At 44.9% G+C, this 24,617-nt stretch carries 21 protein-coding genes; 11 read left to right on the top strand and 10 right to left on the bottom strand.

The window, feature by feature from the left end; translation table 11 throughout:
- The first annotated feature begins 18 nt into the window (after nt 1-18).
- The 5 genes from gluQRS to panC all read left to right on the top strand — a co-directional run bounded on the left by gluQRS (nt 19) and on the right by panC (nt 4,570).
- On the top strand, nt 19-882 hold the full coding sequence (gene gluQRS, locus R7Z47_RS11130; protein WP_005386586.1) for a tRNA glutamyl-Q(34) synthetase GluQRS: 864 nt from the start codon (nt 19-21) through the stop codon (nt 880-882).
- Nucleotides 883-984: 102 nt separating this feature from the next.
- Complete coding sequence (gene pcnB, locus R7Z47_RS11125; protein WP_005386589.1) at nt 985-2,352, top strand: polynucleotide adenylyltransferase PcnB; 1,368 nt, start codon at nt 985-987, stop codon at nt 2,350-2,352.
- Nucleotides 2,349-2,834 carry a 2-amino-4-hydroxy-6-hydroxymethyldihydropteridine diphosphokinase gene (gene folK, locus R7Z47_RS11120; protein WP_017635910.1) on the top strand — a complete coding sequence of 162 codons (486 nt, stop codon included), beginning with the start codon at nt 2,349-2,351 and terminating at the stop codon, nt 2,832-2,834. Before pcnB ends, folK begins: the two co-directional genes overlap by 4 nt.
- 24 nt (nt 2,835-2,858) lie before the next feature.
- Nucleotides 2,859-3,653 (top strand): 3-methyl-2-oxobutanoate hydroxymethyltransferase, encoded by a 795-nt coding sequence (gene panB, locus R7Z47_RS11115; protein ID WP_172563501.1) that lies wholly within the window; start codon nt 2,859-2,861, stop codon nt 3,651-3,653.
- 11 nt (nt 3,654-3,664) lie between these two features.
- Nucleotides 3,665-4,570: a pantoate--beta-alanine ligase gene (panC, locus tag R7Z47_RS11110; RefSeq protein WP_262606818.1), complete on the top strand. Its 906-nt coding sequence runs from the start codon at nt 3,665-3,667 to the stop codon at nt 4,568-4,570.
- Nucleotides 4,571-4,623: 53 nt separating this feature from the next.
- Here the strand turns inward: panC and R7Z47_RS11105 are convergent, their stop codons facing one another.
- From R7Z47_RS11105 to R7Z47_RS11090, 4 genes are all read right to left on the bottom strand, one after another.
- Nucleotides 4,624-5,553 (bottom strand): Kdo(2)-lipid IV(A) acyltransferase, encoded by a 930-nt coding sequence (locus R7Z47_RS11105; RefSeq protein ID WP_161440655.1) that lies wholly within the window; start codon nt 5,551-5,553, stop codon nt 4,624-4,626.
- A gap of 127 nt (nt 5,554-5,680) precedes the next feature.
- Nucleotides 5,681-6,451, bottom strand: a complete 771-nt coding sequence (locus R7Z47_RS11100; RefSeq protein WP_005386598.1) for an ABC transporter permease — start codon at nt 6,449-6,451, stop codon at nt 5,681-5,683.
- Nucleotides 6,452-7,369, bottom strand: coding sequence for an ABC transporter ATP-binding protein (locus R7Z47_RS11095; RefSeq protein ID WP_005380000.1), 918 nt, complete (start codon nt 7,367-7,369; stop codon nt 6,452-6,454).
- A 250-nt stretch (nt 7,370-7,619) separates the two neighbouring features.
- Entirely contained in the window at nt 7,620-9,290 is a 1,671-nt protein-coding gene (locus R7Z47_RS11090; RefSeq protein ID WP_005379997.1) for a SulP family inorganic anion transporter, read from the bottom strand.
- Nucleotides 9,291-9,571: 281 nt separating this feature from the next.
- Between R7Z47_RS11090 and can the strand changes: the two genes are divergently transcribed.
- Nucleotides 9,572-10,240 carry a carbonate dehydratase gene (gene can / locus R7Z47_RS11085; protein WP_005379996.1) on the top strand — a complete coding sequence of 223 codons (669 nt, stop codon included), beginning with the start codon at nt 9,572-9,574 and terminating at the stop codon, nt 10,238-10,240.
- Nucleotides 10,241-10,317: 77 nt separating this feature from the next.
- On the opposite strand, the gene hpt is transcribed toward can, so the two are convergent.
- The gene (gene hpt / locus R7Z47_RS11080) at nt 10,318-10,848 is read right to left on the bottom strand and encodes a hypoxanthine phosphoribosyltransferase (protein ID WP_005379995.1); all 531 of its coding nucleotides are present in this window, start codon (nt 10,846-10,848) and stop codon (nt 10,318-10,320) included.
- A gap of 319 nt (nt 10,849-11,167) precedes the next feature.
- On the opposite strand from hpt, the gene opaR reads away from it, so the two are divergent.
- The gene (opaR, locus tag R7Z47_RS11075) at nt 11,168-11,782 is read left to right on the top strand and encodes a transcriptional regulator OpaR (protein WP_005379994.1); all 615 of its coding nucleotides are present in this window, start codon (nt 11,168-11,170) and stop codon (nt 11,780-11,782) included.
- Nucleotides 11,783-11,927: 145 nt separating this feature from the next.
- On the opposite strand, the gene lpdA is transcribed toward opaR, so the two are convergent.
- From lpdA to ampD, 5 genes are all read right to left on the bottom strand, one after another.
- Nucleotides 11,928-13,355, bottom strand: coding sequence for a dihydrolipoyl dehydrogenase (lpdA, locus tag R7Z47_RS11070; RefSeq protein WP_005379993.1), 1,428 nt, complete (start codon nt 13,353-13,355; stop codon nt 11,928-11,930).
- A 267-nt stretch (nt 13,356-13,622) separates the two neighbouring features.
- Nucleotides 13,623-15,521, bottom strand: coding sequence for a pyruvate dehydrogenase complex dihydrolipoyllysine-residue acetyltransferase (aceF, locus tag R7Z47_RS11065; protein WP_239945641.1), 1,899 nt, complete (start codon nt 15,519-15,521; stop codon nt 13,623-13,625).
- A gap of 19 nt (nt 15,522-15,540) precedes the next feature.
- Entirely contained in the window at nt 15,541-18,204 is a 2,664-nt protein-coding gene (aceE, locus tag R7Z47_RS11060; RefSeq protein ID WP_005386612.1) for a pyruvate dehydrogenase (acetyl-transferring), homodimeric type, read from the bottom strand.
- Between the two features lie 48 nt (nt 18,205-18,252).
- Nucleotides 18,253-19,020 carry a pyruvate dehydrogenase complex transcriptional repressor PdhR gene (gene pdhR, locus R7Z47_RS11055; protein ID WP_005379989.1) on the bottom strand — a complete coding sequence of 256 codons (768 nt, stop codon included), beginning with the start codon at nt 19,018-19,020 and terminating at the stop codon, nt 18,253-18,255.
- A 405-nt stretch (nt 19,021-19,425) separates the two neighbouring features.
- Nucleotides 19,426-19,977: a 1,6-anhydro-N-acetylmuramyl-L-alanine amidase AmpD gene (ampD, locus tag R7Z47_RS11050; protein WP_005386614.1), complete on the bottom strand. Its 552-nt coding sequence runs from the start codon at nt 19,975-19,977 to the stop codon at nt 19,426-19,428.
- Nucleotides 19,978-20,069: 92 nt separating this feature from the next.
- On the opposite strand from ampD, the gene nadC reads away from it, so the two are divergent.
- The 4 genes from nadC to R7Z47_RS11030 all read left to right on the top strand — a co-directional run bounded on the left by nadC (nt 20,070) and on the right by R7Z47_RS11030 (nt 24,583).
- Nucleotides 20,070-20,957 carry a carboxylating nicotinate-nucleotide diphosphorylase gene (gene nadC, locus R7Z47_RS11045; RefSeq protein ID WP_262606817.1) on the top strand — a complete coding sequence of 296 codons (888 nt, stop codon included), beginning with the start codon at nt 20,070-20,072 and terminating at the stop codon, nt 20,955-20,957.
- A gap of 265 nt (nt 20,958-21,222) precedes the next feature.
- Nucleotides 21,223-21,651, top strand: coding sequence for a type IV pilin protein (locus tag R7Z47_RS11040; protein ID WP_050912911.1), 429 nt, complete (start codon nt 21,223-21,225; stop codon nt 21,649-21,651).
- Nucleotides 21,651-23,336 carry a type IV-A pilus assembly ATPase PilB gene (gene pilB / locus R7Z47_RS11035; protein WP_258654470.1) on the top strand — a complete coding sequence of 562 codons (1,686 nt, stop codon included), beginning with the start codon at nt 21,651-21,653 and terminating at the stop codon, nt 23,334-23,336. The genes R7Z47_RS11040 and pilB overlap by 1 nt, the downstream gene beginning before the upstream one ends.
- Nucleotides 23,337-23,359: 23 nt before the next feature.
- Nucleotides 23,360-24,583, top strand: a complete 1,224-nt coding sequence (locus R7Z47_RS11030; RefSeq protein WP_005379974.1) for a type II secretion system F family protein — start codon at nt 23,360-23,362, stop codon at nt 24,581-24,583.
- The last annotated feature ends 34 nt before the right edge of the window (nt 24,584-24,617 follow it).

Raw genomic sequence — 24,617 nt, 5'->3', positions numbered from 1 at the left:
TAAATTCGAGATACACGCATGACACGCTATGTAGGTCGATTCGCCCCATCTCCTTCTGGTCCACTGCATTTTGGTTCACTGATTGCCGCTCTTGGCAGTTATTTTCAAGCGAAAGCACAAAACGGAGCTTGGTTAGTACGTATTGAGGACTTAGACCCACCAAGAGAAATGCCAGGTGCAGCGCAACTTATCCTAGAGGCACTCAAGGCCTATCAGCTGCATTGGGATGGAGAAGTGGTATACCAGAGCGAACGTCACGACCTTTACCAAGCTCAAATAAACAAATGGCTCGAAAATGGGGAAGCCTATTATTGCCAATGTACTCGTAAGCAAATTAAAGAGCATGGCGGTTTTTATCCTGGCACTTGCCGCGATAAAAACTTGAAAGACGGCGCGATTCGCCTAAAAATGACCAAGCCTGTCGCTCATTTCCTCGACCAAAAGCGGGGAACCATTACTATTCCAGAGCAACTCGTTAATGAAGATTTCATTATTAAACGTCGAGATGGATTATTTGCTTATAATCTTGCGGTAGTATTGGACGACATCGACCAAGGCGTCACAGAAGTCGTGCGAGGTGCAGACTTAATCGAGCCGACAGGGCGTCAAATTAGCCTGTACCAAATACTTGGTCAGCCTGAAGTTAGCTACTTGCATTTACCATTGGCGATGGACAACAACGGCAATAAATTGTCGAAACAAAATCACGCGACGGCTATTGATATAGATACACCAAAACCTACTCTATTGCGCGCCATGACATTTTTAGGTTTCGAGATACCTGAAACCGTAAGGGCGGCCAACATAGAAGATATTCTTCGTTGGGGCTGCGAAAACTGGCGGTTGGAACAGCTTCCAGCAGAGATCGAGATCACACCGTGATTCTCAAATGGCATTGTGTAGGCTATCATTAGCCGCAAATTAGGCCCTAGAGGCGTATAAAACTAACCAAAGCAAGATTGGATTAAACCCAGTTATTGCCAGATGCACATGAATACAAACGACTATACACCAAGCGAACCTGCCACAATTCCAGAGCTCGCTCTCAATGTAATAACTCGTGAAGAGCACAACATTTCGCGTAAGCAGATCAGTGATAATGCGCTGAAGGTACTGTACCGCCTAAATGGTGCTGGTTTCGATGCTTTTCTTGTGGGTGGCGGGGTTCGAGACTTACTGCTTGGACAAAAACCAAAAGATTTTGACATTGCGACCAACGCAACGCCGGAACAGATCAAACAGCTATTTCGTAACTGCCGTTTGATTGGTCGCCGCTTCCGCTTGGCTCATATTATGTTTGGCCGAGACATCATTGAGGTTGCGACATTCCGTGGTCACCACCAAGAGCAAAAGAATAAGAGCATTTCTCAGCAATCAAAAGAGGGTATGCTGCTGCGTGACAACGTCTACGGCACCATCGATGAAGATGCTGAGCGCCGTGATTTCACGATTAACTCGATGTACTACAACATCGCAGATTACTCGATTCACGACTACGCACGTGGTATTGAAGATTTAGAAGATCGCCTAATTCGACTGATTGGTGATCCAGAAACACGCTACCGTGAAGACCCTGTGCGCATGCTGCGTGCGGTTCGTTTCGCGGTAAAACTAGACTTTGATATTGAAGAAGACACCGCAGCGCCAATCGAACACATGGCACCGTTGCTCGGTGACATTCCGTCAGCGCGTCTTTTTGAAGAGTCACTCAAATTATTGCAATCCGGTCATGGCTTAGAAACCTACCACCTACTGCGTGAGTACAACCTATTCCAGCAACTATTCCCGACGATTGCAGCGCACTTTACAGAAGATTACTCCTCTCACACTGAGCAGATGTTGGATCTTGTCCTAGATTCTACCGACATGCGCATCGAAGATGGGAAACGCATCAATCCAGCATTTATGTTTGCTGCAATGCTGTGGTACCCACTGTGTGCGAAAGCCGATGAACTGATGGAAGAGCGCAACTTAGGCCATTACGACGCCATTATGGAAGCGAGCAACATCATTCTTGACGAGCAAGTTCGCACAATTGCCATTCCAAGACGCCACACCGCAACCATTCGCGAGATTTGGCAGTTACAGCTTCGTCTTCCACGACGTAACGGTAAACGTGCATTCCGTCTTATGGAGCTCAATAAATTTAGAGCTGGCTTTGATTTTCTTGAAATGCGCGGTGAAATTGAAGGTGGTGACACTCAGAAGCTTGCCAAGTGGTGGGAAACTTTTCAAAATGCAGGCCGAGAAATGCGTCAAGCAATGGCTGCTGACTTAGACGGTCAATCACCGAAAACAGGCCAGCGCCGCCGTAAAACTTATCGCAAGAAAAAGAGTAAGCCCAAATCATGATTACAGCGTACATTGCGGTAGGCAGTAACTTGGCTGATCCTGTCAGCCAAGCGAAGCAAGCGATTGAAGCATTAAAAACGCTGCCTAAATCAGAGTTTGTTCAAGCTTCTTCGCTATACAGCAGCACGCCAATGGGGCCACAAAACCAACCGGATTACATCAATGCGGTTGTGTCTATTAACACCAGTTTGACGCCTATTGAATTGCTCAATTGCACACAAGCTATAGAGCAAGAACAAGGGCGTGTCCGTAAAGACGAACGCTGGGGACCAAGAACCTTGGACCTCGACATTGTGCTTTATGGCAATGAGGTGATTAATTCCGAGAGGCTGATCGTTCCTCATTATGGAATGAAAGAGCGTGAATTCGTACTCTACCCTCTTGCGGAAATTGCACCAAGTTTACAACTCCCTGATGGGACCGAGGTCTCTGAACTACTGGAACAAGTAGATAGAAACGGCCTCAGTATCTGGCAGTCATAGCCAACTCCTAGTAAGGATAAAACCATGAAAAAAATGACCATCAACGACCTAATCAAGTGGAAGCAAGAAGGTCGTAAATTTGCTACTTCAACCGCTTATGATGCGAGCTTTGCCCAACTGTTTGAAAGCCAAGAAATGCCAGTACTTCTTGTTGGTGATTCTCTAGGTATGGTTTTGCAAGGTCACAGCGATACTCTGCCAGTAACGGTCGATGATATCGCTTACCATACTCGTTGCGTACGCGCTGGTAGCCCAAATTGTTTGTTGATGGCAGACATGCCATTCATGAGCTACACCACCCCAGAGCAAGCTTGCGAAAATGCGGCTAAACTGATGCGTGCTGGTGCCAATATGGTAAAAATTGAAGGTGGTGACTGGCTTGTCGACACGGTGAAAATGCTCACTGAACGATCAGTTCCAGTTTGTGCTCATCTTGGTTTAACTCCTCAAGCTGTTAATATTTTTGGTGGTTACAAAATCCAAGGTCGCGATCAAGAAAAAGCAGACCGCATGGTAAAAGACGCATTAGCGCTGCAAGAAGCAGGCGCTCAAATCGTCTTACTAGAATGCGTACCAGCTGAGCTTGCTGAACGTATTACGCAAGTGCTTGACGTTCCTGTTATCGGTATTGGTGCAGGTAACGTAACAGATGGTCAAATTCTCGTAATGCATGATATGTTTGGTATTTCTGCCAACTACATGCCGAAATTCTCCAAAAACTTTCTTGCTGAAACAGGTGATATGCGCAAAGCCGTTACTAAATACATTGAAGATGTAGCCAACGGTGTATTCCCAGACGACGCTCATACCATTGCCTAGAGGATAAATGCATGCAAACTTTTGCGGAAATCTCAGCAGTTCGTGAACACCTTAAAACCTTTAAACGTGAAGGTCGTAAATTGGCGTTTGTCCCTACCATGGGCAACCTTCACGAAGGCCACTTAACTTTAGTGCGTAAAGCACGCGAATACGCTGATATCGTTGTCGTAAGCATCTTTGTTAATCCGATGCAGTTTGATCGTGCAGACGATTTAAATAATTACCCACGCACGCTAGAGGAAGACTTAAGCAAGTTAACCTCTGAAGGGGTCGATGTGGTATTTACGCCAACACCAGAAGTTATCTACCCTGAAGGTCTGGATAAGCAAACCTTCGTCGATGTCCCTGGCCTATCAACAATTCTCGAAGGCGCGTCTCGACCAGGTCATTTCCGTGGCGTGACGACGATTGTGAATAAGCTGTTTAACATCGTACAACCGGATGTCGCGTGCTTCGGCGAGAAGGACTTCCAACAACTTGCTGTTATCCGCAAGATGGTTGATGACCTAGCAATGGACATTGAAATCATCGGTGTACCAACCGTACGTGAAATGGACGGTTTAGCAATGAGTTCACGCAATGGCTTGCTTACGCTGGACGAGCGTCAACGTGCGCCTGTACTTGCTCGTACAATGCGTTGGATCAGTAGTGCCATTCGCGGTGGCCGCGATGACTACGCATCGATCATCGAAGATGCAAGCGACCAACTTCGAGCTGCAGGTCTGCACCCTGATGAGATCTTCATTCGTGATGCTCGTACATTACAAGTGATCACACCAGAAACGACACAAGCTGTCATTCTGATGTCTGCGTTCCTAGGCAAAGCTCGTCTTATCGATAACCAAACGGTAGATATGGTTGTCGAAGCGAAGGAAGAAGCTGAATCTAACAATACAAACTCAGAGAACGCAGAGTAAGCTCTGAGCCATAAAAGTAAAAAGGTCGACTCTTAGTCGACCTTTTTTATACTCTACGTATAGACGCAATCTAACCCTTCAGGGCGAGTTTTAAACCGCTTGTGCAGCCACATCCACGCTGGAATATCACGTTTTATCATTTTCTCAAGCTCTTGGTTCAAGATGCTTGCCGCTTTAACCGCATTACGTCTCTCGAAACGCTCGCTAATGTCTTTTCCAATGTACAGCGTGTAATGGTGATTTTTACTCACTGTAACGCCAGATATAACCGCGCACTTTGTTGCATCAATGAGAACACTAGACCCGACGGTACTCGCCGCTTGTTCAACAGCAAAAAACGGCGCAAAAACAGAATGGCTAACGCCATAATCATGGTCGGGCAAATACCAAAGTCGATGACCATTTTTCAGAACTTTGAGCATTGATTTCACGTCTTTTCGATCAATCATTTGATGTCCAAAACGAGTTCGACCTCGATGTTGAATAAACTCATAAGCAGGATTCGAATTTGGGCGATAAACGCCATAACCTTGGGCAAACTGGCTAAAAATACGAGCGGTTATCTCCAAGTTTAAATGGTGACTGCACACCACCAACACACCACGTCCATTATTTTCCTCAGCGAGTAAACGATCTTTTCCAACAATAGAGGCTATCCGACGTATCCGCCAATCTGGCCAAAACCAAGCGATACCGGTTTCGATGATCGCCATTCCAGTATATTGAAAATTTTTTCGTACTACGTCCTTACATTGCCAATCCGTAAAATCAGGGAAACACAGCTGGAGATTACGCAGAGCGATCTTGTGTCGGCGCTTCATTACATGCATCGCAATACAGCCGATGCTTCTACCTAAGATTCGCAATACTACGTATGGCAGTACATTAACAAGAATCGCTAAAGATCCAAATGCCAGCCATACAGACCAATATTTGGGCTTAAGTAACTGATAGGAGAAAGGCGGCAGCGGGACAATATTCATAGGATCACTCATTTATTACAAATGATTGAAACCTACCATGATAAAAACCGAAAAATTGTATGGGTATGTATTGTTATGCACGCGAAAGAGCAGCGTGAATCGCCGCTCTTTGCTTTATGAGAATGGCTTAGCTTCTTAGCCCAATCCCTTTGGTTACTAGATAATGCGCAATGGCATACAGTGCAACAACAAACACTGCAAGTACACTAAATGAAGTGACAATGCCCACATCCGAGACACCTAAAAAGCCGTAGCGAAACGCATTCACCATGTAGACGATTGGGTTGATCTTAGAAACGCCTTGCCAAAATTCAGGCAGAAGACTAATCGAATAAAAGACTCCTCCCAAGTAAGTTAGAGGAGTCAATACAAACGTAGGGATGATCGAAATATCATCAAATGTTTTTGCGTAAACCGCATTGATCAAGCCACCGAGAGCAAATACCACCGACGTCATGAAGACAGTCGCGACAATAATGCCCCAGTGCTCCACTTGCAAATCAACGAACAAAAGTGACACACAAGTAACAATTGCACCGACCAACAAACCTCGAGTAACACCGCCCATCACGTAGCCAGCAATAATCACATAGTTTGGTACCGGGGCCACCAGCAGTTCTTCAATATTCTTCTGTAGCTTTGCACTAAAGAATGAAGACGCAACATTCGAGTATGAGTTGGTGATCACCGACATCATGATCAAACCTGGAACAATGTACTCCATGTAACTAAAGCCGCTCATCTCACCAATTCGAGAGCCAATAAGATTACCGAAAATGATGAAGTACAACGTCATCGTAATGGCTGGCGGCACTAAGGTTTGCACCCAAATACGTGTAAAGCGAGTGACTTCTTTGCTCAGCAAGCTGCGAAATGCCGTCCAATATAAACCGTACATTTAATTACTCCCCTCTCTTACAATGCTGACAAACAACTCTTCAAGTCGGTTGGCTTTGTTACGCATTGAGAGAACTTTAATGCCATGCTCTGTTAACTGACTGAATACCGAATTCAATCCTTGGCTTTTATCTAGTTCTATCTCTAAAGAGCCATCAACAATACTTTGTCGATTAACACCTTCAAGCTCAGGCACCTCGACTTCTGACTCAATATCCAAGATAAATGTCTCGACGCTTAGCTTACCTAGTAACGCCTTCATGGTGGTATTTTCAATCAGCTCACCACGATTAATAATGCCGATATTTCGACACAGCATCTCCGCTTCTTCTAGGTAGTGTGTCGTTAAAATAATCGTAATTCCTTGCTCTTGGTTGATCTCTTTCAGAAACCCCCACATTGAGCGGCGTAGTTCAATATCCACTCCAGCCGTTGGTTCATCTAAAATGAGTAATTGCGGCTCGTGCATCAAAGCTCTTGCGATCATTAAACGACGCTTCATCCCACCGGATAGGTTACGAGCACGCTCTTGGCGTTTTTCCCATAAATCCAATTTTTTCAGGTATTTTTCTGCTCTTTCTTTGGCTAACACTTTAGACACACCGTAATAGCCAGCTTGCTGCATCACAATTTGCTCAACGGTTTCAAACTGGTTGAAGTTGAACTCTTGTGGCACCAAGCCTAAATTCTGCTTGGCCAATTCGAGGTCGGTATCAATGTCATAACCGAAAACTTTCGTCGTTCCGGAGGTTTTATTCACTAAGGAGGAGATGATGCCAATCGTGGTCGATTTTCCTGCACCATTGGGACCCAGAAGCGCGTAGAAGTCACCCTTTTTCACTTGGAGACTTATACCTTTTAACGCCTCAAAGCCACCTGCATACGTCTTGCGCAGTTGTTCAATTTCTAATGCGTACATAAGGTCTTGATTGCCGTTTGTTTGTGATTACTAATACCGACTCATATTTAGCAGCGGTTTACTACAAAATCGCCTTGGGTATCGTATTGGAGGTCCATCAGTTTATCGTTGAATAACGATGATTACAAATAAACCTTTCGATAATATTGGAAATATAACCCTTACCTCGTAAAGGTTATCTCTGAGTAAGACAAAATAGAGCATAAAAAAACGCAACAGGACACTGTTGCGTTTTTAACTGTCAGAATGATTACGCCGTTATGCGCTGATACTGGTCTGCCTCAACATGTGCCACCGCCGCATTCAATGCTTCGTAACGGAATTGGTACATATTTTCATCAGGCACAAGGTCAATCACATGGAATTTCTCTAGCTGTTCTCGTGTTCGCTCATTCGGGCATAATAAATACACGGCACAATTGGCATCGAGAGCATCCTTAATCGCATTCTCTAACGCCAAACCGACGGTCACATCAATCATTGGTACATCCGTAAGATCGAGAATCATCACGTCATAGTCCGAAATACTAGAGTGCTGACGTGAAATGGCTTTAGAAACACTAAAGATCATCGGACCGGAAAGATAAAAGAACAGCACTTTACCATTAGCACGATCCAACAAACCACGCTCGCTGTCAGTCAGCGGCACATCATCTTCATCCGCGTCGCTGATCGCTTTTACTTGTCGCGCCTGCTCTCGGCTCAAACGCTCGATGATGATAATGTTCGAGATAAAGACGCCTAAACCCACCGCAACGATAAGATCAACGAATACTGTAAGCAGCATAACGCCATACATCACCGCCATTCCGGAAAAGCTTACCTTATGTGCCCTCTGAATAAAGCTCCAGTCTAGGATGTTAAAGCCAACATACACCGCAATGCCTGCTAACACAGCCATCGGGATTGGCTCTGTTAGCCCACCAGCAACCAGTACAACCAACGCCAACATTAGTGCGCGAATCACACCAGATAATGGCGAGCGAGCCCCAACTTGGATATTCGTTACCGTCCCCATAGTAGCTCCCGCCCCCGGCAGCGCACCAAACAAGCCAGAGATCATGTTAGCTAACCCTTGACCTCGCAGCTCTTTATCTGAGTCGTGTTCTTTACGAGTTAATGAGTCACCGATAACCGCCGTTAACAAAGTATCAATACAACCTAATGTGCCGAGCACTAATGCATCAATGACCATCTCGACAAACATATCTGTGTCAATATAAGGGGCGACGAGAGAAGGTAACCCAGCAGGAATTTCACCGATACGACGAATATCTTCTGTATCAAAGAGAATCACAGACAATAAAGTTACCGCGACCAATGCCACGAGCTGTGCAGGAACGTATTTACGATATTGCTTAGGGAAGAAAAAAAGAATCCCCAAAGTCAGTAGTCCCAAAAACAACTCACTGAACTTAAGGTTAGAAATGGTCTCCGGCAAAGCAGATAACGTTCCGAGTACTCCCCCTGAAGGCGCGGCATGCCCCATCAAAGGCGATAACTGCAGAATGATAAGAATCACACCAATGCCAGACATAAACCCGGAAATAACGCTGTAAGGCATCAAGGTAACGTATTTACCCAGTTTCAACGTCCCCAATAGGATTTGGAACGCGCCAGCCATCATGACAACCGTGAAAGTCATAGCCATGCCCGTTTCTGGGTATTTCGCCATCATACTGGTTAATACTGCGGTCATGATTACCGTCATTGGCCCTGTCGGTTCTGATATTAACGTATTAGAACCACCAAATAACGAGGCAAACAAACCGACCATTATTGCTCCCCAAAGGCCGGCCTCAGCACCGGCTCCGGATGCAACACCAAACGCTAACGCCAGAGGGAGAGAGATAATCGCCGTGGTTACCCCGCCAAATACATCCCCTTTGAAATTGATATCTTCAAAACGACTACCGAACACTGCTGATTTTCCCTGCATTCAATTTTAAAAAGTAAAATATCACTACTTTAACGAGCTAGGCGAAAATTTAAACCATAAATAGATTAAGGCTAAATTCACACCACAAATAGTTTCACCAGATTTTACTTTTTTCTTAATGAAAACTAGTCAGATGAGTCCTATCTGACGAATATTTAACGAGATCGAAATTGTAACATTGTGTATAGTTACAACACTGATCGCTTGCATGTGCACACAAACAGCGGCAGCGATTTTGTCTTTTAAGGGAAGTAGTTTGCAAAATGCCGGAAATAAAACAGTTATTTGAAAACAATTCGAAATGGTCTCAAGAGATCAAATCTGATCGACCTGAATACTTCGCAAAACTCGCAGAGGGTCAAAAGCCTGATTTTCTTTGGATTGGCTGCTCTGATAGTCGCGTTCCTGCCGAGCGACTAACCGGACTATACTCAGGTGAACTCTTTGTTCATCGGAATGTTGCAAACCAAGTTATCCATACTGATCTCAACTGTCTATCGGTCGTCCAGTACGCCGTAGACGTTCTTAAGGTTAAACACATCATTGTCTGTGGACACTATGGATGTGGTGGCGTAAACGCAGCCATTGATAACCCTAAGCTAGGTCTTATTAATAATTGGCTGTTACATATCAGAGATATCTATTTCAAACACCGCACTTACCTAGATCAAATGCCGCAACAAGATCGAGCGGATAAACTAGGCGAGCTTAATGTTGCAGAGCAAGTGTACAACTTGGGTAACTCAACCATCCTGCAAAACGCTTGGGAGCGTGGACAAGATGTTGAAATTCATGGTGTGGTATACGGAATTGAAGATGGTCGCTTAGAGTACTTAGGCATTCGTTCTAACTCTAAGGAAACCGTAGAAGCGTCTTACCAGAAAGCTCTTTCGACGATTCTAAATACAGATAACAAGCTGCTTTGTCGCTAAGTCATATCTAAAAGTTGAACAAAAAACGCCCATCTTAGATGGGCGTTTTTTTATATTTTTAATGCTGCTCTCAATGATTATTCTTGAGGTACAACTTTACCGATGTATGGTAAGTGGCGGTATTTCTGCGCGTAATCAATACCCACACCAACGACAAACTCATCTGGGATTTCGAAACCAATCCAATCCACAGGAACATTCACTTCACGACGAGATGGTTTATCTAGGAGCGTACAAATCGCTATAGACTTCGGCTCACGTAGCGAAAGAATCTCACGGATTTTATTTAGTGTGTTACCAGTGTCAATGATGTCTTCAACAAGCAGAATGTCTTTACCTTTGATGTCATCATCCAAATCTTTCAAGATACGAACGTCACGTGAGCTTTCCATCGTATTGCCGTAGCTTGACGCAGTCATAAAATCAACTTGGTGAGTCAGTTCGATAGCACGTGCCAAGTCTGCCATAAATACAAATGAGCCACGCAATAAGCCTACCAACACAAGATCTTCACTACCTTGATAACGCTCTGTAATTTGTTTGCCTAATTCACGAACTCGCTCCTGAACTTCTTGCTCAGAAATCATGACTTCTATTGTATGTTTCATACTGTGCTCAATCTAAATTTGTGGGTTGAGGTAAGTCGCACGCAAACGATCACCTAATCTTACGGCGTGTAGTGTATCACCACGTTCATTGGGTTGAAAGTCGCATCCTGTTGCCAAAAAATCTTGGAAGAAGGTCTTAGTTTTATAAAGTTCATAGCTAAATTTATCAATAATAATGACATTACTGTATATAAATTGTTCTACAGATGTTGACCTTGTGCATATGCACCATTACACTCATCACTGCTTTAAGCAACTATTAAAATAATCAATTAGGGGGTTACCCCCAATATCAACTCAAATGGCAAGGAAAATGGATATGGACTCAATTGCAAAGAGACCTAGAACTAGGCTTTCTCCAATTAAGCGTAAGCAACAGCTAATGGAAATCGCATTGGAAGTATTTGCGCGCCGCGGCATCGGTCGTGGTGGTCACGCAGATATCGCAGAAATTGCTCAAGTTTCTGTGGCGACTGTTTTTAACTACTTCCCTACACGCGAAGACTTGGTAGATGAAGTTCTCAATCACGTCGTACGTCAGTTCTCAAACTTCCTATCGGATAACATAGACCTAGACTTACATGCACGTGAAAACATCGCCAATATTACTAATGCGATGATCGAGCTTGTCAGCCAAGACTGTCACTGGCTAAAAGTATGGTTCGAGTGGAGTGCTTCAACACGTGATGAAGTATGGCCATTGTTTGTTTCAACTAACCGCACTAACCAGCTGCTAGTACAAAACATGTTCATTAAAGCAATTGAACGCGGTGAGGTGTGTGACCAGCACGATTCAGAACACTTGGCAAACCTGTTCCACGGTATTTGTTACTCACTGTTTGTCCAAGCGAACCGCGCTAAAGGTGAAGCGGAGCTGAAACACCTAGTGAATTCATACTTAGATATGCTTTGCATTTACAACCGTGAACACTAAAGCTTAGCTCGTAATATATGTCAGCCCACCGTTTGGTGGGCTTTTTATTGTCTGCTGTCAGCTAAGCACACATTTATATTTCTATATAACAAGCATAAAAAAACCGCTGCAATGCAGCGGCTTCTATCATTCAGTCAGAAAAAGCTTACTTCTTCTTAACTGCTTTTTTGTTTGGCAGGTCAGTGATTGAACCTTCAAATACTTCAGCAGCTAGACCTACAGACTCGTGTAGAGTTGGGTGAGCGTGGATAGTCAGAGCGATATCTTCTGCATCACAGCCCATCTCAATTGCAAGGCCGATTTCACCAAGTAGTTCACCACCGTTAGTACCAACGATAGCACCACCGATTACGCGGTGAGTTTCTTTGTCGAAGATTAGCTTAGTCATACCGTCTGCACAGTCAGATGCGATTGCACGACCTGATGCTGCCCATGGGAATGTTGCTACTTCGTACTTGATGCCTTCTTCTTTCGCTTCTTTTTCAGTCTTACCAACCCAAGCCACTTCTGGCTCAGTGTACGCAATTGAAGGGATAACTTTAGGGTCAAAGTAGTGCTTCTTACCAGAGATAACTTCAGCAGCTACGTGACCTTCATGCACACCTTTGTGAGCAAGCATTGGTTGACCAACGATATCACCGATCGCGAAGATGTGAGGAACGTTAGTACGCATTTGCTTATCAACGTTGATGAAGCCGCGCTCGTCAATTTCTAGACCCGCTTTTTCACCGTCGATTAGCTTACCATTTGGTACACGACCGATAGCAACTAGAACCGCATCGTAACGCTCAGCTTCAGCTGGCGCTTTCTTGCCTTCCATTGAAACGTAGATACCGTCTTCTTTTGCTTCAACTGCTGTTACTTTCGTTTCTAGCATTAGCTTGAACTTGTCTTTGATACGCTTAGTAAATACTTTCACGATATCTTTGTCTGCTGCAGGAATTACCTGGTCAAACATTTCAACAACTTCAACTTTAGAACCTAGAGAGTGGTAAACCGTACCCATTTCTAGACCGATGATACCACCGCCCATGATAAGCAGTTTTTCTGGCACTTCTTTTAGTTCTAGAGCGTCAGTAGAGTCCCAAATACGTGGGTCTTCATGCGGGATAAATGGCAGTTTGATTGGACGAGAACCAGCCGCAACGATTGCGTTGTCAAAGTTAACAACTGTTGGCTCACCTTCGCCTTCTACAAGGATAGAGTTAGGGCCAGTGAACTTACCGTAACCGTTAACTACTGTTACGTTACGCATCTTAGCCATACCGCTTAGGCCGCCAGTTAGTTGGTTAACAACTTTTTCTTTCCAGATGCGGATTTTGCTGATGTCTGTTTGAGGCTCACCGAACACAACGCCGTGGTCAGCCATCGCTTTCGCTTCTTCAATTACTTTAGAAACGTGAAGCAGTGCTTTAGATGGGATACAACCCACGTTCAGACATACACCGCCAAGCGTGCTGTAACGTTCAACTAGTACAGTTTCAAGACCTAAGTCCGCACAACGGAATGCAGCGGAGTAACCAGCAGGACCAGAACCAAGTACAACAACTTGGGCTTTAATTTCTTTGCTCATTTTGACCTCTTGTAGTCATTATCCCTAACAGGCTGAGTGGGTATCGATTTTTTATGTTTAAGAGAGATTTGTTTTAAACAGTTATTTTCAGACCGCTAACAGTTTACAGAGATGTTAATGGTGTGAAAAGTAAATCAATTTAGCCTGTGAGCTAGACAACAATTCGATTGTGAAAACCCTGAACGAAGCAAGGCTGATAACCAAATTGTCGGTAATTATGATTAGCAGAGGCGGCTAAGTTGCCGCCTCTCATTCATCTAATTTCTATTACAGAACTAGACGACGAATGTCAGATAGACATGAGTTTAGGTAAGTGATGAAGCGCGCACCTTCAGCACCATCGATCACACGGTGGTCGTATGATAGAGACAGTGGAAGTTGTAGACGCGGTTCGAACTCTTTACCGTTCCATACCGGTTTCATTTCTGACTTAGACACACCTAGGATACCAACTTCTGGTGCGTTTACGATTGGAGTAAACGCTGTACCGCCGATACCGCCTAGGCTAGAGATAGTGAAACAGCCACCTTGCATGTCAGCAGCAGTTAGCTTACCAGCACGTGCTTTCTTAGAAACCGCCATTAGCTCTTCAGATAGCTCGTAGATGCCTTTCTTGTTCACGTCTTTAAATACAGGAACAACTAGACCGTTTGGTGTATCTACCGCGATACCAACATTCACGTATTTCTTCAGAATTAGGCTCTCACCGTCTTCTGATAGAGAAGAGTTGAACGCTGGGAACGCTTCAAGCGCTTTAGCTACCGCTTTCATGATGAACACAAGTGGTGTGATCTTCATGCCAGTGTCTTTCTTCGCTTCAATCGCGTTTTGCTCTTTACGGAATGCTTCAAGAGCCGTGATGTCTGCGTTATCCCACTGTGTAACGTGCGGGATCATTACCCAGTTACGGTGTAGGTTTGCGCCAGAGATCTTCTTGATGCGAGATAGCGGTTGAACTTCTGTCTCACCAAACTTGCTGAAGTCCACTTTTGGCCATGGTAGTAGACCAAGAGCCGCGCCGTCGCCTTTGCCAGATGCTGCTGCACCTGCGCCAGACTCAAGACGCTTAAGTGCATCTTTCACGTAAGCTTGAACGTCTTCTTTTAGGATACGGCTCTTACGACCAGAACCTTTAACCTTAGAAAGATTAACGCCAAATTCACGCGCTAGACGACGAACAACTGGAGACGCGTGAGCGTACTCATCGTTTTCTTTGAAATCGCCAGTCGCTGCTGGAGCTGCTGCCGCTGGAGCTTCTGCTTTAGGAGCTGGAGCTGCAGGTGCTGCCGCTTGAGCTGGAGCTGGAGCTGCTGCAGGAGCAGGTGCTGCGCCCGCCACTTCGAATACCATGATTAGTGAGCCAGTAGACACTTTGTCGCCAGTTGCAATCTTGATTTCTTTAACTGTGCCAGCGAATGGTGCAGGAACTTCCATAGAAGCTTTGTCACCTTCAACAGTGATTAGAGATTGCTCTTCTTCCACTGTGTCGCCAACCGCAACCATGATCTCAGTAACTTCAACTTCGTCGCCGCCGATATCTGGTACGTTCACTTCTTTTGCCGCAGACGCTGCTGGAGCTGCTGCCGCAGGAGCTTCAGCTGCCGCTGGTGCTGCTGGAGCGCCTGAACCTGCGGTTTCGAATACCATGATAAGTGAGCCAGTCGATACTTTATCGCCTGCTGCAACTTTGATCTCTTTTAGAGTACCTGCGAATGGCGCTGGAACTTCCATAGAAGCTTTGTCGCCTTCAACAGTTAGAAGAGATTGCTCTTCTTCGATGCTGTCGCCAACGGCAACCATGATTTCAGTAACTTCTACTTCATCACCACCGATGTCTGGTACGTGAACTTCTTTTAGTTCTGCCGCTGCTGCTGGAGCTGGAGCTGCTGCTGGAGCTGCTTCTGCCGCAGGAGCAGGTGCAGCGTCAGCTGCACCCTCGGCTTCGAAAATCATGATTAGAGAACCAGTAGAAACCTTGTCGCCTTCTGCAACTTTGATTTCTTTAACGATACCCGCTTGAGAAGCAGGAACTTCCATAGAAGCTTTATCGCCTTCAACTGTGATCAGAGACTGCTCTTCTTCAACCTTGTCGCCAACGCTTACAAGAATCTCAGTAACTTCAACCTCATCCGCACCGATGTCTGGTACATTAATTTCGATTGCCATTTCTTATCTACCTTCTTAATTAAGCGTATAGCGGGTTTGTTTTCTCTGTGTCGATGTCGAATTTCTTAATTGCTTCTGCAACTACAGATTTCTCAACTTCGCCACGTTTCGCTAGTTCAGTTAGCGCTGCTACTACTACGTAACCTGCGTTCACTTCGAAGTGACGACGTAGGTTTTCACGGCTGTCTGAACGACCGAAGCCATCAGTACCAAGAACTTTGAAAGACTCAGCAGGAATGTATGCACGAACCTGCTCTGCGTAGTTCTTCATGTAGTCAGTTGCTGCGATAGCAGGTTCAGTACCCATTACTGTTTGGATGTAAGGTACTTTCGCTTCCGCTTCTGGGTGAAGCATGTTGAAACGCTCTGCATCTTGGCCATCGCGAGTTAGTTCGTTGAATGACGTTACAGAGTAAACATCAGAAGCAACACCGTAATCTTCGCTTAGGATTTGAGCTGCTTTACGTACTTCATTCATGATAGTACCAGAGCTCATTAGCTGAACTTTCGCTTTGTCGCCCGTGTAAGTTTCTAGCTTGTAGATACCTTTACGGATGCCTTCTTCAGCGCCTTCTGGCATTGCTGGCATTGCGTAGTTTTCGTTCATTAGCGTTAGGTAGTAGAACACGTTTTCTTGTTCTGGACCGTACATGCGACGGATACCGTCTTGCATGATTACTGCTACTTCGTACGCGAATGTTGGGTCGTAAGAAATACAGTTAGGAACCGTACCCGCCAAAATGTGCGAGTGGCCGTCTTCGTGCTGTAGACCTTCACCGTTCAACGTTGTACGACCCGCAGTTGCACCTAGTAGGAAACCACGTGCTTGTTGGTCACCAGCCATCCACGCCATGTCGCCAACACGTTGGAAGCCGAACATTGAGTAGTAGATGTAGAACGGGATCATTGGTAGGTCGTTTGTCGAGTATGAAGTCGCAGCAGCAACCCATGAAGACATAGCACCTAGCTCGTTGATACCTTCTTGTAGAACCTGACCTGAAGTCGCTTCTTTGTAGTAAGAAACAACGCCACGGTCTTCTGGTGTGTAAGTTTGGCCGTGCGGGTTGTAGATACCGATTTGACGGAACAAACCTTCCATACCGAATGTACGTGCTTCGTCAGCAATGATAGGAACGATGTTCTTACCAATGTTCTTGTTCTTAAGTAGAACGTTTAGTGCACGTACGAATGCCATAGTAGAAGAGATATCACGCTTCTGTTCTTCTAGTAGTGGCTTGAATTCTTCTAGCTCAGGAACGATGAATTCTTGAGTGAATTTTGGTAGACGCTGTGGCGTGTAGCCGTGTAGCGCTTTACGACGAGCGTGTAGGTATTCGTACTCTTTTGAACCTTCTTCAAGTTTCAGGTACGGAAGTTCTTTCACTGCTTCGTCAGTTAGGATGTCTTGAAGACCTAGACGGTCACGTAGGTGTAGTACGTGAGTCATGTCCATCTTCTTAACTTGGTGCGCGATGTTCTTACCTTCAGCCGCTTCACCCATGCCGTAACCTTTAACAGTCTTAGCTAGGATTACTGTTGGACGACCTTTAGTTTCTGCCGCGTTTTTGTATGCCGCGTATAGCTTAGAAGACTCGTGACCACCACGCTTAAGTGCGAAGATTTCGTCATCAGTCATGTCAGCAACAAGTGCAGCTGTCTCTGGGTACTTACCAAAGAAGTGCTCACGTACGTACGCGCCATCTTTTGATTTGAATGTTTGGTAGTCGCCGTCGATCGTTTCATTCATAAGCTGTAGAAGCTTACCAGTCGTATCTTTAGCTAGTAGTGAATCCCAGTTGTTACCCCAGATTACCTTCACTACGTTCCAACCAGCACCTTTGAACAGACCTTCAAGTTCTTGAATGATCTTACCGTTACCCATTACAGGACCATCTAGACGCTGTAGGTTACAGTTGATTAGGAAACATAGGTTGTCTAGTTTCTCACGTGCAGCGAAAGAGATAGCACCACGTGATTCTGGCTCATCCATCTCACCGTCACCTAGGAACGCGTAAACGCGCTGCTCTGAAGTATCTTTAAGACCACGGCCTTCTAGGTACTTAAGGAAACGAGCTTGGTAGATAGAAGCGATTGGACCTAGGCCCATCGATACTGTCGGGAACTGCCAGAATTCAGGCATCAGTTTAGGGTGCGGGTATGAAGGAATACCTTTTCCGTCTACTTCTTGACGGAAGTTGTCTAGCTGCTCTTCAGTTAGACGACCTTCAACGAATGCACGTGAGTAGATACCTGGTGAAATGTGACCTTGGTAGTAAACTAGGTCGCCACCATCCTTCTCGTTTGGTGCACGGAAGAAGTGGTTGAAACATGTCTCGTAGAACGCAGCAGAAGACTGGAAAGACGCCATGTGGCCGCCTAGCTCTAGGTCTTTCTTAGATGCACGTAGAACGATCATGATAGCGTTCCAACGAATAATTGAGCGAATACGACGCTCAAGTGTTGTGTCACCTGGGTATGCTGGTTCTTGGTCTGCAGGAATCGTGTTGATGTAGTTAGTTGTGATACCTGTTGGCATATCAACACCGTCTAGACGTGCTTTATCTAGAACTTGCTCTAATAGGAATTGAGCACGCTCTAGACCTTCTTCACGTACAACTGACTCAAGCGCTTGTAGCCATTCTTGAGTTTCCAGTGCATCTACGTCATGCTTCATATCAGACATGGCGATCTATCCTTCTGTTGGTTGGATCTACTTATTTAAGTAACGCTCTTACGAGTCATTACCCTGCTGAATTCGACGTAGAGAACGCTCTCGTCGAGACTCTTCTCGAGTCAAATCCAACAATGTTTCTTCGATGTAAGCCAAGTGCGAGTGGGACATTTCTCGCGCCTTTTCAGGCTGACCAGAAACAATCGCATCCACGATATTGGCTCGGTGTTTACTGACTTTCTCGACCGCTTCTGGGCGGCGACGTAGTAATTTAAAATTTTGTAGAATATTTTGCTCAAGCAAAGGTGCTAAGCTTCGAACAATGTGCAACAAAACCACGTTGTGCGCGGCTTCTGTCAAAGCGATCAAAAATTGCATCACTTCCGCAGATTCAGCTTCGATATCGTTGTTTGCTTGCTCTTGGCTAATGCGTTCAAGGCAACCTTGAATACGCGCAAAATCTTCTTCGGTACCACGTAAAGCTGCAAAGTAAGCTGAAATTCCTTCCATTGCATGACGAGACTCAAGCACATCAAGCTGGGTTTCAGAATGACTAGACAACAAATTCAACAAGGGATCTGAAAAGCTCTTCCAGATATTCTCACTTACGAATGTTCCGCCACCTTGGCGACGAGTCAACAAACGCTTCGCTTCCAAGCGTTGAATGGCTTCTCGGACTGAAGGACGAGACACATCGAACTGTTTTGCCAGTTCACGCTCTGGAGGCAGTTGTTGCCCCGGAGACAATGTTCCTTCCACTATCAACCTTTCTAACTCTTGTTCTATAACATCAGAGAGTTTTGGCTGACGAATCCTTTGATAAGCCATAATTTATTGTTCTTCTACTCTTGCAGGTAATTGGTAATACCAATTTTAAGTTGGTGCAGAAATTAACATAATTAAAACGCCACTGTCCAGCCGAAAATTGACCTAAATCATAGAACGAGCTTACTTCCAACACTCTGATAACAATCGGCTGTTAAAACAGCAATAGAATTGGTATGACCAATTACATAAAGCATACAAATGGGAAGTCGACGTGCTAGCAGTTTTGGAAAAGAAATACAGAAAATGACAAAATTATCAGTCTATTTATTCACCAAAACGGCATGTGCGAGCGTAAAAATGTAGTTAACTTTTAACAATCATTAATATTTCTGGTATCAAAAAAAGGCATACCTGATCGTATGCCTTATTTATTTCGCTTTTTTGAATTTACACTTTCGCTACAAATCAACGCTGTATAAGCAGTCTATATTTCACCCAATCAAAGCTTAGACCAGGATCGCTTTTTCTCAAGGGCGCAATATATTGATGACCGGTAATTCGTGGCGGGGTGATTTGAGGATAAGACTGCATAATCACCTCAGTGATCTCTGCAAGTGATTGATATTGCGCTTCTGTGTAGGCAGTAAATTCTGTCCCTTCAAGCTCGATACCAATGGAATAGTCATTACAACGCTCCCTGCCCGCGAAACTGGATTGACCGGCATGCCATGCTCTATCGAGAAAAGAAACAAATTGAACAACCTCGCCGTTTCTCTTAATCAAGCAATGTGCAGAAACGCCCATTTTGTGAATAACTTCAAAAAATGGATGTTCATTTGGGTCTAGCTTGCCAGTGAAGAAGTCCTCTATATATGGTCCACCAAACTGCCCAGGAGGCAAACTGATATTGTGTACCACCAGCAGAGAGATGTCGTTTACATCAGAGCGGGCATCAAAAAATGGTGACGGAACATGCTTTGCTTGTGTCAGCCAGCCATTCTCGATAATTGGGCGCATATCAACCTCTCTACTTTGCAAATTAACTGCTGAAATTATTGACACCGGAGAGTATCATTCGTTTCCATCTCCCTTTCAAGACAAGATTTGCGATGAAGAACACACACAACATTCAAGAACGCCTAGAATACCTTAAACAACAACTCCCTTTAGAGATCACTAGCTCTGTCGCTGATACCTTAAAAGAAGATCTAGGTGGCAGTGTCGACGCAGATAATGACATTACTGCATCTTTGATCCCTGCCGATGCGGTTAATACCGCAACGATTATTACTCGTGAACATGGTGTGTTCTGTGGTCAAGCATGGGCTGATGAAGTTTTTAAACAGCTCGGTGGCAAGGTCAGCATTAAATGGCACGTAAAGGACGGCGATAAGGTCAAACCTAACCAAACCCTTTGCACGCTGACAGGTCCTGCTCGTGACTTGTTGACTGGTGAGCGTAACGCAATGAACTTCATCCAAACGCTGTCTGGTTGCGCAACAGTTACCGCAGAGTACGCTGAAAAAATCGCGCATACTGAGTGTCGTCTACTCGACACACGCAAAACCATTCCTGGTCTGCGTAGCGCACTAAAATACGCCGTGACGTGTGGTGGTGGCTTTAACCATCGCATCGGCGTGTTCGACGCTTACCTCATTAAAGAAAACCACATTATTGCTTGTGGTGGCATCACTCAAGCCATCCAAAAAGCGAAAGAGCTTAACCCAGGCAAACCGGTAGAAGTCGAAACGGAAAGCTTAGAAGAGTTGAAACAAGCGATAGAGGCTGGTGCCGACATCATCATGCTAGATAACTTCACGAAAGAAATGATGCGTGAAGCCGTAGCGATTAACGCAGGTCGTGCCGCTTTAGAGAACTCCGGCAACATTACGCTAGAGACCATCGCAGAATACGCAGAAACCGGTGTCGATTACATTTCGGTAGGCGCGTTGACTAAGCATCTAAAAGCGATGGATCTTTCGATGCGCTTCAAGTAAACCAGTGTGAAAAAACACAAGTAACTCTCTTAATCTCATAGAGTTACACTTCTCAAAAATCCAATAAAGAGCCGTAAGGCTCTTTATTTTTATCTGTTTAAAAAATAACACCACTCGCAAAACCTTGCACATAATATGCAACCAGAGTGCAAAGATCTTTATCTCACTCGAGAGCCCCTTCGTTTCCAGTTTCCACTTGTTTCTACTCTTTTTACTCTTCTGTGCCATGCATAAGCATTAACTAAATTTATCATAAGGAAACAAGATGAAAACGAATAAACAGAAGAAGCAGCAAGGTTTTACCCTAATTGAATTGATGATCGTGGTAGCGGTTATTGGTGTTTTAGCAGCGATTGCTATTCCACAGTATCAGAATTATGTAAAAAAATCAGAGGCTGCAGCTGGGCTTGCAACTCTTCGTTCACTAACTACAAATATTGATACTTTCATTGCTGATACTGGCACCTTTCCTGCTGATGGCGACGCACCCACGTTAGGTGCTGCTGTTGATATGAACAAACTTGGAACAATTTCTTTTGCAGATAGTGGTGCATCGGGAGCTACAGCAACGTTTACTTTTGATGGTACAGCTAGCGCACTAGCTTCTACTGATACCGTTGTCCTTGCGAAGGATGCAACTACCGGACTTTGGACCTGCTCTCATAGTACTGGCGTAACTCTAAAAGGCTGTTAATGCTAACCAACCTCTCAACGGTTCTTCGCCAAGCAGGAATACTGACCTTTTCCCAAGAAGAATCGTTACTTGAGCAAGCAAAAGCTTCTGGCATTTCGATGCCAGAAGCTTTGCTCAGTTCTGGCTTTTTCCAATCTAATGAATTAACAGAACACCTAAGCTCTGTATTCGGGCTTTCTTGCACTTCTCTTAACCAATACGAATACGCTTCGCTATGTCAAACGCTCGGCTTACGCGATCTCATCACTCGCCACAACGCTTTACCTCTTAACCGCACCTCTTCAACTTTAATTCTTGCTGTTGCAGATCCAACCAACCTTCAAGCAGAAGACGACTTTCGTTTTGCGACAGGGTTGCAAGTAGAACTTGTTCTCGTTGATTTTCGCGAGCTGACCGCTGCGATTCGGCGCTTATATGGTCGTTCATTGAGTCATGAGAAGTCCGGGTTAAAAGAGATCAACCAAGAAGAGTTAGCCAATCTGGTTGACGTGGGCGCAGATGAAATCGACAACATTGAAGACTTGAGCCAAGATGAGTCTCCTGTTAGCCGTTACATAAACCAAATTCTGTTGGACGCTGTGCGCAAAGGCGCATCCGATATCCACTTTGAACCTTATGAAAAGATGTACCGCGTGCGCCTACGTTGCGATGGCATCTTAATCGAAACACAGCAGCCGCCAAGCCACTTAAGTCGCCGCTTATCCGCTCGTATCAAAATCCTCTCTAAGCTTGATATTGCAGAGCGACGTTTACCACAAGATGGGCGTATTAAGCTCAAGTTGAATCAAGACACCGCGATTGATATGCGTGTATCCACGCTACCTACTCTATTCGGAGAGAAAATTGTATTACGACTGCTCGACAGCAGCTCTGCGTCACTGGATATCGACAAGCTTGGTTATAGCGAACAACAAAAACAATTGTACTTGGATGCGCTGCGTCGCCCACAAGGCATGATTCTGATGACAGGCCCAACTGGGAGCGGGAAAACCGTTTCTCTGTACACTGGGCTGAGTATTCTCAATAAACCAGAAATCAACATTTCCACGGCAGAAGACCCAGTAGAAATTAACTTATCGGGCATTAACCAAGTTCAAGTTCAGCCTAAGATTGGTTTTGGTTTTGCCGAAGCCCTGCGCTCTTTTCTTCGTCAAGACCCCGATGTGGTCATGGTCGGTGAGATTCGTGACTTAGACACTGCGGAAATCGCCATAAAAGCATCGCAAACCGGTCACTTAGTACTTTCAACCTTGCATACCAATTCTGCGGCTGAAACGGTTATTCGTTTATCAAACATGGGCGTAGAAAGCTTTAACTTGGCCTCATCTCTTAGTTTGATTATTGCCCAGCGCTTAGCCCGTAAACTGTGCTCGCACTGCAAACAATCACAAGAGCTTACCGCTCAGCTACAACATCTCGGAATTCAAGCAAGCGACAACATTTTTAAAGCCAATCCCGATGGATGCAATGAGTGTACCCATGGTTATTCCGGCCGAACGGGGATTTATGAAGTGATGCGCTTTGATGAATTTCTTTCCGAAGCGCTTATTAAAGGCGCGTCGGTACATGAACTAGAAAAACTCGCCATCGCAAATGGTATGAGCACGTTACAAATGTCGGGCATAGAAAAACTCAAACAAGGGATCACAAGTTTTAGTGAACTACAGCGCGTACTTTATTTTTAATCCTTTAATCAGCAGTCACCTCTATGAAAACCACTACACCACAACTTAAAAACTTCCGCTGGAAAGGCATCAACAGTTCAGGCAAAAAGACGTCTGGACAAACTCTCGCGATGACAGAAATTGAAGTACGCGAGCGTCTAGACGCACAGCACATCAAGATCAAGAAGTTAAAGAAAAGCAGTATTTCGTTTCTCACTAAACTCAGCCATCGCGTGAAAGCCAGAGACATCACGGTGTTTACCCGTCAGATTTCGACGATGTTGATAACCGGTGTACCCTTAGTTCAGGCTTTAAAATTGGTCTCAGAAAATCACAAAAAAGCAGAGATGAAATCCATTTTGATGAGCGTGACACGCGCCGTTGAAGCGGGGACGCCCATGTCAAAAGCCATGCGCACTGCAAGTGAACACTTTGACCCACTCTATACCGATCTTATCGCCACAGGTGAGCAATCCGGTAACTTAGCAGAAGTGTTCGAGCGCTTAGCCACCTACCGAGAAAAAAATGAACAACTCCGTGCGAAAGTGATCAAAGCACTGATTTACCCAGCGATGGTAGTGCTAGTCGCGTTAGGCGTGTCGTTTATCATGCTCACCAAAGTCATTCCCGAGTTCGAAAAAATGTTTGTTGGTTTTGGTGCGGACTTACCTTGGTTTACCAGGCAAGTATTAGATCTTTCCGCCTGGACACAAAACTGGAGTCCGTTTATCGCACTAGGCTCCATTAGTTTATTCATCTCGGCGAGAATCCTCTCTAAGCGTTCAGATTCTTTTCGCTTAACGCTCAATCGATCTGTGCTTAAATTTCCTGTCCTTGGGCCTGTATTATCAAAAGCAGCGATCGCCAAATTTAGTCGAACACTCGCCACAAGCTTTACAGCGGGCATTCCAATTCTAACCAGTTTAAAAACTACATCAAAAACATCAGGAAACTTGCACTATCAACTCGCCATAGAAGAAGTTTACCGTGATACCGCCGCAGGTATGCCAATGTATGTAGCCATGCGCAACTGTAATGTGTTCCCTGAATTGGTGTTACAAATGGTTATGATCGGTGAAGAGTCTGGTCGACTTGACGATATGCTCAATAAAGTTGCAACAATCTACGAGTTTGAAGTCGACAACACCGTCGACAACCTTAGTAAAATTCTAGAGCCACTAATTATCGTTTTTTTAGGTATCGTTGTTGGCGGATTAGTGACAGCAATGTACTTGCCAATCTTTAACTTAATGAGTGTATTGGGCTAGAATGAGCTGTTAACTCCTTTAAAACAGCATCTTG

This window comes from Vibrio sp. 1641, from assembly GCF_033339995.1.
Taxonomy (GTDB): Bacteria; Pseudomonadota; Gammaproteobacteria; order Enterobacterales; family Vibrionaceae; genus Vibrio; species Vibrio alginolyticus.
The sequence above is the reverse complement of the archived record's forward strand: the minus strand, read 5'-3'. Positions and strand labels throughout refer to the sequence as shown.

Excerpts from the sequence above, each read along its gene's own strand:
- panC (WP_262606818.1), top strand. The coding sequence starts at position 3,665 with ATGCAAACTTTTGCGGAAATCTCAGCAGTTCGTGAACACCTTAAAACC.
- pcnB (WP_005386589.1), top strand. The coding sequence starts at position 985 with ATGCACATGAATACAAACGACTATACACCAAGCGAACCTGCCACAATT.
- opaR (WP_005379994.1), top strand. The coding sequence starts at position 11,168 with ATGGACTCAATTGCAAAGAGACCTAGAACTAGGCTTTCTCCAATTAAG.
- R7Z47_RS11040 (WP_050912911.1), top strand. The coding sequence starts at position 21,223 with ATGAAAACGAATAAACAGAAGAAGCAGCAAGGTTTTACCCTAATTGAA.
- folK (WP_017635910.1), top strand. The coding sequence starts at position 2,349 with ATGATTACAGCGTACATTGCGGTAGGCAGTAACTTGGCTGATCCTGTC.
- hpt (WP_005379995.1), bottom strand. The coding sequence starts at position 10,848 with ATGAAACATACAATAGAAGTCATGATTTCTGAGCAAGAAGTTCAGGAG.
- aceE (WP_005386612.1), bottom strand. The coding sequence starts at position 18,204 with ATGTCTGATATGAAGCATGACGTAGATGCACTGGAAACTCAAGAATGG.
- R7Z47_RS11095 (WP_005380000.1), bottom strand. The coding sequence starts at position 7,369 with ATGTACGCATTAGAAATTGAACAACTGCGCAAGACGTATGCAGGTGGC.
- gluQRS (WP_005386586.1), top strand. The coding sequence starts at position 19 with ATGACACGCTATGTAGGTCGATTCGCCCCATCTCCTTCTGGTCCACTG.
- R7Z47_RS11105 (WP_161440655.1), bottom strand. The coding sequence starts at position 5,553 with ATGAATATTGTCCCGCTGCCGCCTTTCTCCTATCAGTTACTTAAGCCC.
- pilB (WP_258654470.1), top strand. The coding sequence starts at position 21,651 with ATGCTAACCAACCTCTCAACGGTTCTTCGCCAAGCAGGAATACTGACC.
- ampD (WP_005386614.1), bottom strand. The coding sequence starts at position 19,977 with ATGCGCCCAATTATCGAGAATGGCTGGCTGACACAAGCAAAGCATGTT.
- nadC (WP_262606817.1), top strand. The coding sequence starts at position 20,070 with ATGAAGAACACACACAACATTCAAGAACGCCTAGAATACCTTAAACAA.
- panB (WP_172563501.1), top strand. The coding sequence starts at position 2,859 with ATGAAAAAAATGACCATCAACGACCTAATCAAGTGGAAGCAAGAAGGT.
- R7Z47_RS11030 (WP_005379974.1), top strand. The coding sequence starts at position 23,360 with ATGAAAACCACTACACCACAACTTAAAAACTTCCGCTGGAAAGGCATC.
- aceF (WP_239945641.1), bottom strand. The coding sequence starts at position 15,521 with ATGGCAATCGAAATTAATGTACCAGACATCGGTGCGGATGAGGTTGAA.
- can (WP_005379996.1), top strand. The coding sequence starts at position 9,572 with ATGCCGGAAATAAAACAGTTATTTGAAAACAATTCGAAATGGTCTCAA.
- lpdA (WP_005379993.1), bottom strand. The coding sequence starts at position 13,355 with ATGAGCAAAGAAATTAAAGCCCAAGTTGTTGTACTTGGTTCTGGTCCT.
- pdhR (WP_005379989.1), bottom strand. The coding sequence starts at position 19,020 with ATGGCTTATCAAAGGATTCGTCAGCCAAAACTCTCTGATGTTATAGAA.
- R7Z47_RS11100 (WP_005386598.1), bottom strand. The coding sequence starts at position 6,451 with ATGTACGGTTTATATTGGACGGCATTTCGCAGCTTGCTGAGCAAAGAA.